Below are 13,926 nucleotides of genomic sequence, written 5' to 3' on the forward strand. Positions count from 1 at the left end.
GAGAGTTAGAAGTACTAGAAAGGAGAATACGATGGAACCCATTTTGCGAACAGAAAACTTAACCATTCGTTTTGGCGGACACATAGCTGTCGATCATGTGAATTTTAATATGCCGGAAAAGCATTTGAAGTCAATTATTGGACCAAATGGAGCTGGGAAAACAACCTTCTTTAATTTAATAAGTGGAGAGTTAAAGCCGACTGCCGGGGATGTCTATTTTAAGGGGCAATCACTTGCGCAAAAATCAGCAATTGAAAGAACACGCATGGGCCTAGGGCGATCTTTTCAAATTACGAATGTGTTCCCGAACCTGACAGTATTAGAAAATGTCCGTCTGGCTGTGCAATCCAAGGAGAAAGTTCGTTTCCAACTATTTCGCCATTATAAAAGCTATAAGGCGATTACAGAAAAAGCGGAAGAGCTATTAACACTTGTTTTACTTGACAATAAAAGAGATGCCCTCACGACAATGCTATCTCATGGGGAAAAGAGAAAGCTTGAGATTGCGATGCTGTTAGCACTTGATACAGAAATTCTTTTACTAGATGAACCAACGGCAGGCATGTCTTTAGAGGAGGTGCCGACGATTTTAGAAGTGATTCGCACGATTAAAAATCAAGGTGATAAAACCATTCTCCTCATTGAGCACAAGATGGATATGATTCTAGATTTGTCGGATTCGATTATGGTGCTATTTAATGGCCAGCTTCTTGCAGATGGAACACCAGAGGACATTATGAAAAACGAAACCGTACAAAACGCATATTTAGGAGGTCTGTACGATGAACACGTTACTGAAATTAAATGATGTCCACACATATATCGGGCAATATCATATTTTGCAGGGGGTCAATTTTGAGGCAATGGAAGGGCAAGTAAGTGTACTGCTCGGTAGAAATGGAGCAGGCAAAACGACCACTTTAAAAACGATTATGGGGTTAACACCTGCCTCAAAGGGAGAGGTAGAATTTAACTCAATTTCTATTAAGAAAAGCCCGACTTATAAAGTAGCGAAGTTAGGAATAGGCTATGTTCCTGAAAACCAAGGAATCTTTGCAGATTTAACCGTAGAGGAAAATATGAAAGTAGCCATGCGTAAAGAAGATACAGCTACTTTAGAGCGGCAAAATTATGTACTGGAGCTGTTTCCAGACTTAAAGAAATTTTGGAAGAAGGCTGGTGGGCATCTTTCAGGTGGTCAAAAACAAATGCTGTCTATGGCACGGGCATTTATCAATGATAGTAAGTTGATATTGATTGATGAGCCTTCGAAAGGATTAGCGCCCATTGTAGTAGAGAAAGTAATGGAGGCCATTGTTGAAATGAAAAAGCAAACGTCCATCGTTCTTGTCGAGCAAAACTTTATGATGGCGAGCCGAATTGGCGATACGTATACATTGATTGATGATGGTAGAACCGTTCACTCAGGGAAAATGCAAGATCTTATCCATCATGAAGAATTAAAACGAAAATATCTTGGAATCGGATAAGGGGGTGTACTTTATTGGAGCTACTTGTCAATTTAGTCATTAATGGCCTTGCAACTGGCATGTTAATCTTTTTGCTGGCGGCTGGTCTGACGTTAATTTTTGGATTAATGGACGTTTTGAACTTTGCACATGGGGGTTTATTTGTTTGGGGGGCTTATACGGGGATCTTTACGTATATGTTCACAGAGAGCTTTCTTATTGGAATTGTAGGTGCCATCGTAACGGGAGCTTTATTAGGACTCATTACTGAAAAATTAATAATAACACCTGTGTACGGCAATCATATTCAGCAAATTTTAATTACATTAGGGCTAATGCTCGTGCTGCAGGAGATGATTAAAGTTGTTTTTGGTCCAAATGGTGTGGCCGTGAAAACGCCGAGTTACTTAGCAGGCAGCTGGGAAATTGGAGACGTAATTATTATTAAATATCGATTATTTATTATTGTTGTCGGTTTTATCATTTTCGGTATTTTCCAATACATGCTAAAAAAGACGAAGGTCGGCCTCGTCGTTCGAGCTGGTGTACAGGATAAAGAGATGGCACAGGCGCTTGGTATTCATATTAAGCGAGTGTTTTTATATGTGTTTATGGTTGGTGCAGCACTTGCAGCTCTTAGTGGTATGTTAATGGCTCCGTATTCAGGCGTCATCTATGCAGAAATGGGCATGGAGTATGCGATATTAGGTTTTATCGTTGTCGTAATCGGAGGAATGGGCAGTTTTTCAGGCTCGCTATTAGCAGCTATATTAGTAGGTTTAGCAGGCAGCTTTATGGCTTATTATGTGCCAGTGTTATCGCTTGCGGTCAATATGATTTTAATGGCTATTGTATTAATTTTCCGTCCACAAGGCTTATTTGCTATGAGAAAGGAGAGATCAACATGAAAATGAAGCTTCCATTGCAGCATCTATGTTTTTTCCTCATGTTAGCTATTTTAGTGCTTCTCCCTTTCGTCAATGACTCAAGGACGCTCATGATTTTATTAACGCAAATCTTTATTTTCGGTATTTTAGCGATGAGCTATGACATTCTCCTTGGCTATACAGGAATTGTGTCATTCGGGCACGCAATGTTTTTTGGTTTAGGTGCATACACAACCGCTGTCATGCTGAAACAGATGGAGCCAACACTCTCAACATTTTTCTTATCGATTGTAGTCGGCATGTTACTAGCAGGCTTCATTAGCTTTTTAGTAGGATTACTGACACTTCGATTAAAAAGTCATTTCTTTGCGATGCTGACATTAGCTTTTTCAGGACTATTTTTAGTTGTGGCAGAAAAATGGCGTTCTGTTACATACGGAAATGATGGCTTTACGTTTAGAGCACCTGAAATATTTAGAGATCGAATGACGTTTTATTTCTTCGTGCTCGCATGCTTAGTCGTTATTTTTATTGCGCTATATCGCTTTGTGAACTCGCCAACTGGTCGAATTTTAATTGCTGTTCGGGAAAATGAACAACGAACAAAATCACTAGGCTACAACACTTTGTACTATAAAGTGATTGCTTCAATTGTCGCAGGTACTGTTGCGAGCTTAGCAGGCTCCTTATATGCTATCTCCCTCCGTTTTGTCAATACGAGTGTGATGACAATGGACATAACGTTAGATGCATTATTAATGACGATTATTGGCGGTGTTGGCACATTAGTTGGACCATTATTAGGATCGGCTGTTATCGAATATGCACAGCATGCGCTTTCAGGGTTAGCTCGTGATTATCCAATATTTGAACGTTGGATTATCTTCTTTGGGATCCTTTATATTTTAGCAGTTATCTTTTTCCCAAAAGGAATTATTGGATCCTTGCGCATGACGTTTTGGAAATGGCGATTAAAGCGAAAAGGAATAAATCAATCATCGGTTGCCCTGTCGCAAGAAAAGGAGCGATTTGAATGACTGTAGGGATTGTAAGTACAGGAATCTATATTCCGCAGACGAAAATGACGTCAAAAGAAATTGCGACGCTTTCCAATATACCAGAGGATGTTATTCGACAAAAAATGGGTATTTATGAAAAGCCTATTCCAGGTGAGCACGATCATACGGTTCAAATGGGAATATGGGCCGCGCAGGACGCTATACGCAAGGCTAATATCGACCCGAAGGACATTGATGTTGTGATGTATATGGGAGAGGAGCATAAAGAGTATCCTTTGTGGACTGCCTCGATAAAAATGCAGGAGGAGCTAGGGGCCGTAAATGCTTGGGCATTTGATGTGCAATTAAGATGCGGCACAACTATTATGGCACTAAAGTTAGCGAAAAGCTTAATGGCGTCGGATGATTCCATTCATACCGTACTCCTAGCTGGTGGCTATCGAAACGTTGATTTTATCGACTACAGCAATCCTCGTACACGCTTTATGTACAATTTAGCAGCTGGTGGAGGCGCAATTCTTTTACAGAAAAACTATGACAAAAATCAATTATTAGAGGCGGATATTATGACGGACGGCTCTTTCTCAGAGGATGTAGTCGTGCCTGTCGGTGGTACAAAAAAGCCTTTGACGCCTTCTGATTTAGAAAATAAATTGTATCAGCTCGAAGTGATTGACCCAATTGGAATGAAGGAACGTTTAGAGCAAAAATCTTTAAGCAATTTTTTGAAGGTAATTCGAACATCTTTAGCGAAAAGTGGATTCAATGAGGGCGATGTTGGTTATTTAGCGATGCTTCACATGAAAAGATCTGCTCATAATTATATTTTATGTGAACTCGGCTTAGAGCAAGAGCAATCCATCTACTTGCAAGAGTATGGTCATATCGGACAGATTGATCAAATATTATCATTGCAGCTAGCGTTAGAAGAAGGCCGTATTCATGATGGCGACATCGTCACACTTGTTAGTGCTGGGATTGGCTACGTATGGGGAGCGATTACGATTCGATGGGGATAAGGGGGAAATGCAATGTTAAAAACTATTGAGCTATCAAATGGAGAAACGATTGCGTATCGCAAACGTCAAGGGGGAGAACGTGTTTTATTATTGATTCACGGTAATATGACATCATCCAAACATTGGGACGTTCTAATTGACGCGTTGGATGAAAAATATACTATTTATGCGCTGGATTTACGGGGCTTTGGTAGTTCATCTTATCATAAACCAATTTCCGCGATTAAAGATTTTAGTGATGATGTGAAGCTTTTTGTGGATGCGATTCAATTGCAGCAGTTTGACATGATTGGTTGGTCAACGGGCGGAGCTGTTTGTATGCAGTTTGTCGCACAGTATCCAGGCTATTGTCAGCAGCTTATTTTACTAGCCTCGGCATCTACGAGAGGCTATCCATTTTACACAGATTTAGGTACTGGTAATCAAGCTGCATTAAAAAGAGCTTTTACCTATGAGGAAGTACTCGTCGACACATCTAAAACAAAATTAGTACAAGGCTTCTATGATTCGAAAAATGTGCATGGCTTACAGTCGGTCTGGAACGCACTTATTTACACACATAAACAGCCTAGCCCAGAACACTATCAAACATATGTGGAGGATATGCTGACACAACGAAATTTAGCGGAAGTTTATCATGCCTTAAATGTCTTCAATATAAGTGCTGTTGATCATGATGTCTCAAAAGGCACACATGAAGTACAACAAATTACGATTCCAGTTTTAGTGTTAAGAGGGGATCGTGATTACGTAATAACAGAAGGAATGAATGAGGAAATAATGCTCGATTTAGGTGAAAATGCACAATTCGTTAGTTTAAAAAACTGCGGTCATTCCCCATTAATAGATGATTTACCACAGCTGACATCTGAAATTGAAGCGTTTTTAGAAATAGGAGGAAAAAAGTATGCGTTTAAACAATAAAGTTGCCATAATTACGGGAGCCGCGAATGGAATTGGCTATGCTGCTGCTGAACGGTTTATTGAAGAGGGTGCATTCGTTGTCATTGCAGATTTTAATGAGGATGCAGGTGTTTCAGCTGCCAAACATTTAGGGGATCAAGCATTATTTGTGCAAGTAGACGTTGCAGATAGAGAGAGCGTCAAAAACTTAGTAGCAACAGTTATAGAGCAAACGGGCCGGGTCGATATTTTAGTGAACAACGCGGGTATTACACGTGATGCGATGCTAACAAAAATGACGGAAGATCAGTTTCATCAAGTACTAGATGTGAATTTGACTGGAGTGTTCAATTGTACGCAAGAGGTCATTCCACATATGATTGCTGCCGGAGGGGGCAAAATTATTAATACATCCTCTGTTAGCGGTGTTTATGGCAATGTCGGTCAAACGAATTACGCTGCAACAAAGGCTGCTATTGTCGGCATGACGAAAACTTGGGCGAAGGAATTAGGGCGCAAGGGGATCAACGTTAATGCGGTGGCTCCTGGCTTTACAGAAACTGATATGGTGAAAAAAATGCCAGAAAATGTGCTAGCACAAATGCGTTCCGTCGTGCCATTGCAAAGATTAGGAACACCTAGAGATATTGCCAATGCCTATTTATTTTTAGCATCTGATGAGGCTTCCTATGTCCACGGTCACACGCTTCATGTAGATGGAGCAATTATGATGTGATAAGGAGGCTTTCAAAATGTTTGTAGAGCAATCCTGGATTTTAAAACGTACATCGTTAACATCTAAAAGTATCGCATTGGTAAACCTCGAAACACAGGAGCAGTGGACTTATCAGCAATTAACAGAGGAAATCACAAAATGGTGTCATTTTTTTGAGCGCCAAAACTTGCGGGCCGGAAGTCGTGTTGCTGTATTTGCGAAAAACCACATCCAGCTTTTTGCTGTCTTATTCGCCTGTGGATTAAGAGGACTAATCTACGTACCATTGAATTGGCGATTGAGTGCAAAGGAATTACATGATATTTTGACGGATGCTACGCCTTCTTTACTGCTTTACGATGAAGAAATGAATTGCCCAGTATCTTTAGAAAATATGCATTCTCTGCGTTTAGCGAGTGAATCGGCTACTCTCAGCATTCGAGAGGTAGACCTGAATGACCCTTGGCTTATGATTTACACTGGGGGCACAACTGGCAAGGCAAAAGGTGTTGTCCTATCCTTTAATTCTGTGAATTGGAATGCAATTAATACAATTATTAGCTGGGGTTTAAATGATCGTGATTGTACGTTAAATTATATGCCGTTGTTTCATACAGGTGGTTTAAATGCCTTATGTATACCGCTTTTAATGGCTGGCGGTACAGTGGTGATTGGTGATAAATTTGAGGCAGAAAACGCTCTTCAGGCAATTAATCAGTATAAGACTACGATTTCACTTTTTGTGCCAACAATGTATCAAGCGATGATTGCAACGGACTACTTTAAGGAGAATTGCTTCCCGTCAATGAACGTATTTTTATCAGGAGGCGCACCATGTCCGTATCCAATCTATGATGCATTTATTAAAAAGGGGCTATTTTTTAAAGAGGGCTATGGCTTAACAGAAGCGGGGCCCAATAATTTTTATATTTCTCGAGAGGCAGCCTGTTTGAAAAAAGGGGCCGTCGGGAAGAGTATGCAATTCAATGAAGCAAAAATTATCAATAGTGCCGGAGAAAGCTGTGCGCCCAACGAAGTGGGAGAGCTATTCGTCAGAGGTAAGCATATGTTTCTTTTTTACTGGAATAATCAGCAGGAGACTGAAAAAATCATGCATGAAGGTTGGTTGAAAACTGGTGATTTAGCCATGATGGATGAGGATGGTGACTTTTATATTGTCGGTCGCAGTAAAGAGATGATAATTTCTGGCGGGGAAAATGTGTATCCACAAGAAGTCGAGCAATGTATTTTGCGCCATCAACTAGTGCAAGAGGTAGCGGTCATTGGAATAGCTGATGAGTATTGGGGAGAAATCGTAGTGGCCTTTATCGTTTGTCAGGATCAGGATGAAACTATATTAGAGAAAATCAAAGAAATTTGTAACAAGCATTTAGGTCGCTATAAAATCCCTAGAAAGATAATCGTCATTGATGAATTGCCAAAAACAAGTGTCGGAAAAATTGATAAAAAAGCATTACAAATGTATGCGAAGGCTGCGAAATAACGAAAAACGCTTGGAAATTCAGGCGTTTTTTTGCTTTTATTGTATCCTTAATTCTCAATTCGGAGTAGTCCATTAAAGATTGGGATAAACGGATAGAAGAGCGATTCAATTGGGCAAGAATGTTGAGAATCCCCTGTGTAATTATGATAAAATATTGCGAGTGAAATCAGATTTTTAACGATTTTCAGTAACGAAGCGAGGGCAGTTCTACTATGGAAAACGTAACAAATGTAGAAAAATTGGAATCAATAAAATCTTTACAATCGACAATCAGCAAACTCGAAAATGCCTTGTCTCAGATGACCGAGAAAGGTGCAAATACTACTTTAGTAAAGAAACGACTCAAAGCTGTTTGCATTGGATTAGCGATGCTAGAAAATGTTTGGAATCAAAGTCCCCATTATTATACCCAGGAAGATTTAGCCGTAGCGCGCAATGTTCTCGTTGGTTTATTACCATCAATTGAGAGTGTATATATGAAGTCAAAGGTTGGTAGTCCCCAAAGAACGCTTTTAGAAAGAAGGATTAAAGCGTTGGAACTAGCTGTTCAAGCGATTGATGCACTTTTAACAAACTAACAACTTTACTATTTTTAATATAAATGAGCTGTTAGTGAGCCGTGACTGTGAAAAAATAAGCCAATTTTCTTATAGATTGTTGCCATCCAAAAATTTTTTAACCAACAGATATGTATAATAATTTTAGAAACTTTCTTAATTTTGTGACGTTATAATGATAACCATGAAAAATTAAGGGGGGACAATATGCAAAAAATTAATTCCGCTATTTTAAGTTCAGTCATTATTTTAATAGGTATTATCATTTTGTTATTATGTGTGTTGGTTTTACCGAGGGTAGCGCAGGAAACCGTACTAATACACCCAGAAGTTGCATATCTAAGATATCCGATTTTATTTGGAATGTATGCGACAGCGCTGCCGTTTTTTTATGCAATTTACGAAACAGTGAAAATGATTCAAGTCATTGAGTGTAAATCTATCTTTTCAATTCGCATTGTTAAAGGGTTAAATCATATAAAATATTGTGCATTTGTCATTATTGTTTTGTATGTCTTAGGTATCTTTGTACTTGGTAATGCAAATGCGTTACCACCAGTAATAGCGGTAATGGGATTTGGTATACTTATCGTGACAATAATGGTGGCGGCAGGAGCAGCCTTTATAAAAAATATACTTATAAAAAATCAAATGAAATTATCTAATTAATCCACTCCGAGAACTTAATGTAGTGGTCATTTTCTTGCCCTTTAGTTTTTCAAATAGCTATTATAAAAAATGCACTAGAAACGAGGGTGTAGAATTATATCGTAAGTAAATATGATTCTTTAGTAAAATTTTATTTTCTTCTTCATTTAACGGGGCGTTTATTAAAGATCAAAGAGTTGCATATGCAGCTCTTTTTGCTTTATTGAACTAACTGTACAGATTCCAGGTATATGTACCAGAGTTTACTGCTAAAGGTTCTGACGGACCGACTAAAAATAGTAATAGACAGTTTAAGTCTTTCTGTAGGCGTAAATGATTTCCCTTACATTAAAGAAGGTACTTACCAGTGTAATGTGTTATTAGTAACAATCTTTGAGAAAATAGCCAAAAATAAAGAAGGCTTGCCATCTTTAATAATTCCATACAATAATTGACAATCCACTTTTAGTTAAGTAAACTAAACTTAACTAAAAGTAAATTGGGGCTGATAAATCTTGGACGATTATTTAATAATGATAGACCAAATCAATCAAAAGTTTGAGCAGTTCAAGTTGTTAGTTTTACAAGAATCCAAAGAGGTTGAGGAATTAGAGAACTTTCACTTAACTCCACAACAAGAAATTATTATGTTTTATATCATTCGCAATGAGCCTGTAATTGCGAATGATATTGCAAATCATTTTGGTATTTCAAAAAGTGCGGTTAGCCAAGTAATTTCAAAGCTCGAAGAAATGAAAATGATCTATCGTCAAGAGAATGCAATAAACCGTAGAGAGACCTTTATTTATCTTGGGGATAGAGGACAAGAGTTTCATCAACTTCTAAATAAAATTGACGCCATGCTTGTAGAAAAATATTATTCGAAAGTTAGCTTAACAGAGTTAAAAAATGTTCTTGATACATTAAATAAAATTGTCGGAACTAATGAAAACAAAGGGAGTTAAGATAATGGAGAAAAATTTGAAACAACTAACAAATCGTATACATTATTTACCGCATAATTCTGAAACTGATCGACCAATACTGTCTGCCATTTGTGGGGATCACCAAACCTTAATTGTTGACGCAGGAAATTCTGATAAACATACTAAGTTATTTCTTGATGAACTAAATCAAAGTCAAATTGCTAATTATCATTCTGTAGTATTAACGCATTGGCATTGGGATCATAGCTTTGGAACAAATCAGATGAATCTATTAACCATAGCACATGAAAACACAAAGATGCACCTTGAAAAAATGATGGAATATGATTGGTCAGATGAAGCTTTAGATAAACGTGTCGAAATAGGCCTAGAGAATCAGTTTTGTTCTGACATGATTAAAAAAGAATTTGGAGTAGACAGAAATATTACCATCAAATTACCTAATATTACTTTTAAAGATAAATATGAGATTGAATTAGGTGGTATTCGGTGTGTAGTCAAATATGTGGGTGGAGATCATTCCGATGACTCATCAATTATTTATGCAGAGGAAGAAAAGGTACTTTTCTTAGGGGACTGCTTGTATCCAAGTATTTACACACAACAACCACAATATAAAATTGAAAATGTTAGACATCTCTTAGAAAACATTGAAATGTTTGATGCCGAAATTTATGTGCTTTCGCATGAGCCCCCATTATCTAAAGAGGATTTTATGGGGTATATAATGTTGTTGAAGTTAATTTGTGATTTAACAGAAAAACATCAAAGAAACCATTCGAATTTAGTTAATGAACTATCTACTCAACTAAATCGTAAATTAAGTCAGTTAGAAGAAGAAATAGTATATTGTTTTATTTACGGATTATCAGTTGATTAAAATAAAGTTGTAAGTGGTATGTAGTTCTATTTTAGAACCGAAAAACGCTTGGAGATCCAGGCGTTTTTCAATTCTATAAATGAAATGTTTCCTTTATGCACATAGCAACTTCTTCAGCACTCAAGTTTGTGTTGTTGATCTTGAGATAATTTGGATATTTTAATTCGCCCTCTAAGGAATTTAGTCTGTATTTTTCCATCGAGCTTTTCAAATCTTTTTCGGACCATTCAATATCTCTCTTTGAAGGTTTATGCTCAAGTCGATTACCGCTTTTATTTCTTTCCAATCTTTCTACTACATCAGCTTCAAGCTCTACAAAATAAACAGTACCCCCTCTTGATTCAAAAAGCTTTGCAAGATCGTCGACATAATCCCAATCCTCCTGCATATCAAAAGCCCAGACATAAGTAAAAATTAAGCCATACAAATTACTTTTGGATACCTCTTCAAATATTTCCTGACGAAACAAATTAACCAATCTTTTTCCTTCTGTTGTACCATAACCAAAAAAATGACTAACCAAATCAATCGTCATATGGTTATGAAAAAGTTTCAAATCCGTTATTTTAGCTAATTCCTGTCCAACAGTCATTTTTCCTACTGCTTGAGGACCAAATATTAAAACAAGTTTCATAAACTCCCTCCCTTTTAAAAAATATATTAGCATAAATTTCAAATTACACCATAAAAACGAAGGATATTAGTTCACCAGCGAGAGATGGTGGTGACATTATGTTAAAGCATATGTTATGCGGATAAGTTTATCGGAGTGGAGACTGGCGACTCCTCGGACGCCCCCAGGAAGCTTTGCTCTGCGCGAAAGCGAAGCGTCAGCGGCAAAGTGCCCAGTCGGAACGGAAATTAACCACACGTTGTGAATTCATTGTATTTCCCTTAGCTACTGCTCACCAACAACTCATTTATATTAATATTGTTAATTTATTGATAATGTATTGAAACTATTGATAGAATCATGTTTAATAAAAATGGTTCACATTTTATACATAATATTCCTAATTAATATGAGAAAGGAGAGACGAATTATTTGCGCGCTTTTAAAATTAGTACGAAATTTAATTTGCTTTTAGTGGGCGTTATTCTGTTTTTAAGCATTATGATTGGATTTGTATCCCATATACAAGTGAAGGAAATTATGCTTAATAATTTTGAGCAGAGTGTAACCCATATTTCAAAGGTCGGCTATGCGCTTCTAGAAGAACGATTTAAGGGCGATTGGGCTATAAAAGATGGGGAACTTTACAAAGGGGATTCAAAAATAGTTGATCAGGAAGCCTTTGTTGATGAGGTTGGCGAAAGCATCGATGGTGGTGTAACCATTTTCCAGGGCTCCAAAGGACTTATTACTAATCTAAAGCTAAATGGCGAACGTTTAGTTGGCAAAGATGCTGATCCAAAAGTCGTTGAAAATGTTATGACTAAAGGGGAAACCTTTATTGGTGAGGCAGATGTAGTAGGAACGAAATATTTAACACTCTATGCACCTATTAAAGATGCAAATGGAGACATCATTGGGATGTGGTTTGTCGGTGAAACAATCGATGAAGTGAATGCTATTATTTTTGCATTTATCGGCAAGCTTCTCATTGTATTGTTCATCGGAGCTGTCATTGCTATATTAGGTAGCTTCCTGTTTACGAGAGCATTTGTGAAGCCGCTTCGTGAAATGAATGCTCAACTTCGAGATATTGCGGATGGAGAGGGAGATTTAACAAAACAGCTACAAATTAATTCCAAGGATGAAGCAGGTGAGCTTGCACAATCGTTTAATAAAATGCTGACAAGCTTAAAGGTAGTCATGCAACAAATAGCACAATCCTCTAAACAAGTTGATGTATCGTCTGATGGCTTAACATCTAAATCACAGCAAACCGCTGACATGACGAGACAACTAACTTCAACACTACAAGATTTAGCCGATGGTTCAAGAACTACATTACATAGCACAAGTGATAGCTTAACGGCCATGCAGGAAATGGCGATTGGCATCCAACAAGTTGCTGAAACTGCTTCAACGGTTTCAGATGCTGCTGATTTAATGAGTGACGAGGCTGCTCAAGGAAATGATTCTTTGAATCGTGTATTGAATCAAATGACAATTATCAACAAATCATCTGACCATGTAGAGGCGCAGGTCCGAATTTTAGGTGATCAGTCGCAACAAATTGGCAATATCGTTGATGTGATTACAAGCATCGCTGATCAAACGAATTTGCTTGCCTTAAACGCAGCCATCGAAGCGGCTCGTGCCGGGGAGCAAGGAAAAGGATTTGCTGTCGTTGCAGATGAAGTTCGTAAATTGGCAGAACAATCAAAGAAATCTGCTGATCAAATAGCATCGCTTATTCATTCAATTCAAAGTGATACGACTAATGTTATTACGGCTATTTCTAGTAACTCGAAGGAAGCTGCCGCAGGTATGGATGTTGTCGATGATACAAAACTGGCCTTCCACAAGATCATGCAGTCGATTAAGGGAGTAAGTACACAGTTGCATGACATCTCCGCTGTAACGGAACAAATGTCTGCAAGTGTTGAAGAAGTTACTGCCTCAACAGAAGCAATGGCACGCATTGCAACCAAGGCAACTGAAAGTACGGAACACGTTACGATAACAGCAGAGGAGCAACTAGCCTTCATAGATAATATGGCTTCTTCAGCAAAAGAAATGGCACAGCAGGCAGACGAGCTTCAAAGCTTAATAAAGAAATTCCAATATTAAAGAGTTGATAAACGCTAATCCTAGCAATTTGAAGTACACAAATGGGAACAGTTTTTCTCAAATTTTATTAAAAGGATAGAAGAGCTTAAATAAATTGGCTCTATCTATCCTCTTTTTTATCACAGATTGCACTATATACTACAACAATTTGTTCGTTCATCAATCTAATATTGCGGTAATTCATATTAATTATTAAAAGTACATTCAAGCCTATTTCTTAAACGCCTATGTAAAAAAGATATAGCCTGTTTTCTAAAAGATTCTTGCTATTCAATTAACGATGAAGGATATATTAGTTGAAAAATTGTGAGTATTCAAAATTTAGTGGATGATATATGTTAAAATAGTTATTTGATACATAAATATTTTTATAGGAGTATGTATATGAAAATAGTAGAAAAGTATGGAAAAGTTATAATAGACAACTTTGAATTTTATGGTCAAATTGAAAAAGATAAATATTGTTCTAAATGCAAGTTTAATCTAGTATATTACGATGATTTTGATGCTTATTTTTGCCCTAAATGTAATAGTTGGACTGAATCAAAATGTAGTGATCCTAATTGCAAATATTGCTATAACCGACCAGAAAAACCTTTAACTTCTTTCAGCATTGATGAAAACTAAAACCATGAAAG

Annotated in this window: 15 protein-coding genes; 14 read left to right on the top strand and 1 reads right to left on the bottom strand. The window is 37.4% G+C overall.

All coding sequences use genetic code 11. From position 1 onward, the window contains the following. The first annotated feature begins 31 nt into the window (after nt 1-31). From ACQKN4_RS10580 to ACQKN4_RS10635, 12 genes are all read left to right on the top strand, one after another. The gene (locus ACQKN4_RS10580) at nt 32-808 is read left to right on the top strand and encodes an ABC transporter ATP-binding protein (RefSeq protein WP_427483627.1); all 777 of its coding nucleotides are present in this window, start codon (nt 32-34) and stop codon (nt 806-808) included. Further along, the gene (locus ACQKN4_RS10585; RefSeq protein WP_079561940.1) at nt 783-1,490 is read left to right on the top strand and encodes an ABC transporter ATP-binding protein; all 708 of its coding nucleotides are present in this window, start codon (nt 783-785) and stop codon (nt 1,488-1,490) included. The genes ACQKN4_RS10580 and ACQKN4_RS10585 overlap by 26 nt, the downstream gene beginning before the upstream one ends. A gap of 14 nt (nt 1,491-1,504) precedes the next feature. Beyond that, the gene (locus tag ACQKN4_RS10590) at nt 1,505-2,377 is read left to right on the top strand and encodes a branched-chain amino acid ABC transporter permease (protein WP_427483628.1); all 873 of its coding nucleotides are present in this window, start codon (nt 1,505-1,507) and stop codon (nt 2,375-2,377) included. Next, nucleotides 2,374-3,393, top strand: coding sequence for a branched-chain amino acid ABC transporter permease (locus ACQKN4_RS10595; protein ID WP_427483629.1), 1,020 nt, complete (start codon nt 2,374-2,376; stop codon nt 3,391-3,393). Before ACQKN4_RS10590 ends, ACQKN4_RS10595 begins: the two co-directional genes overlap by 4 nt. After that, complete coding sequence (locus tag ACQKN4_RS10600; protein WP_427483630.1) at nt 3,390-4,394, top strand: 3-oxoacyl-ACP synthase; 1,005 nt, start codon at nt 3,390-3,392, stop codon at nt 4,392-4,394. The genes ACQKN4_RS10595 and ACQKN4_RS10600 overlap by 4 nt, the downstream gene beginning before the upstream one ends. Before the next feature lie 12 nt (nt 4,395-4,406). Then, complete coding sequence (locus tag ACQKN4_RS10605) at nt 4,407-5,318, top strand: alpha/beta fold hydrolase (RefSeq protein WP_427483631.1); 912 nt, start codon at nt 4,407-4,409, stop codon at nt 5,316-5,318. Then, entirely contained in the window at nt 5,302-6,033 is a 732-nt protein-coding gene (fabG, locus tag ACQKN4_RS10610; protein ID WP_079561935.1) for a 3-oxoacyl-ACP reductase FabG, read from the top strand. The genes ACQKN4_RS10605 and fabG overlap by 17 nt, the downstream gene beginning before the upstream one ends. A 16-nt stretch (nt 6,034-6,049) precedes the next feature. Continuing rightward, the gene (locus ACQKN4_RS10615; protein WP_427483632.1) at nt 6,050-7,516 is read left to right on the top strand and encodes a class I adenylate-forming enzyme family protein; all 1,467 of its coding nucleotides are present in this window, start codon (nt 6,050-6,052) and stop codon (nt 7,514-7,516) included. 212 nt (nt 7,517-7,728) lie between these two features. Continuing rightward, nucleotides 7,729-8,094, top strand: a complete 366-nt coding sequence (locus ACQKN4_RS10620) for a hypothetical protein (RefSeq protein ID WP_427483633.1) — start codon at nt 7,729-7,731, stop codon at nt 8,092-8,094. 186 nt (nt 8,095-8,280) lie between these two features. Then, complete coding sequence (locus ACQKN4_RS10625) at nt 8,281-8,742, top strand: DUF2975 domain-containing protein (protein WP_427483634.1); 462 nt, start codon at nt 8,281-8,283, stop codon at nt 8,740-8,742. A gap of 494 nt (nt 8,743-9,236) precedes the next feature. After that, the gene (locus tag ACQKN4_RS10630) at nt 9,237-9,686 is read left to right on the top strand and encodes a MarR family winged helix-turn-helix transcriptional regulator (protein ID WP_427483635.1); all 450 of its coding nucleotides are present in this window, start codon (nt 9,237-9,239) and stop codon (nt 9,684-9,686) included. 4 nt (nt 9,687-9,690) lie between these two features. Beyond that, entirely contained in the window at nt 9,691-10,548 is an 858-nt protein-coding gene (locus tag ACQKN4_RS10635; protein WP_427483636.1) for an MBL fold metallo-hydrolase, read from the top strand. Between the two features lie 73 nt (nt 10,549-10,621). Here ACQKN4_RS10635 and ACQKN4_RS10640 read toward each other — a convergent pair whose 3' ends face one another. Continuing rightward, nucleotides 10,622-11,182 (bottom strand): AAA family ATPase, encoded by a 561-nt coding sequence (locus ACQKN4_RS10640; protein ID WP_079561929.1) that lies wholly within the window; start codon nt 11,180-11,182, stop codon nt 10,622-10,624. 411 nt (nt 11,183-11,593) lie between these two features. Between ACQKN4_RS10640 and ACQKN4_RS10645 the strand changes: the two genes are divergently transcribed. Further along, on the top strand, nt 11,594-13,288 hold the full coding sequence (locus ACQKN4_RS10645) for a methyl-accepting chemotaxis protein (RefSeq protein WP_079561928.1): 1,695 nt from the start codon (nt 11,594-11,596) through the stop codon (nt 13,286-13,288). 384 nt (nt 13,289-13,672) lie between these two features. Continuing rightward, nucleotides 13,673-13,915, top strand: coding sequence for a hypothetical protein (locus ACQKN4_RS10650; protein WP_427483637.1), 243 nt, complete (start codon nt 13,673-13,675; stop codon nt 13,913-13,915). Nucleotides 13,916-13,926 lie beyond the last annotated feature (11 nt).

Source organism: Lysinibacillus sp. NPDC093692, assembly GCF_050280125.1.
Taxonomy (GTDB): Bacteria; Bacillota; Bacilli; order Bacillales_A; family Planococcaceae; genus Lysinibacillus.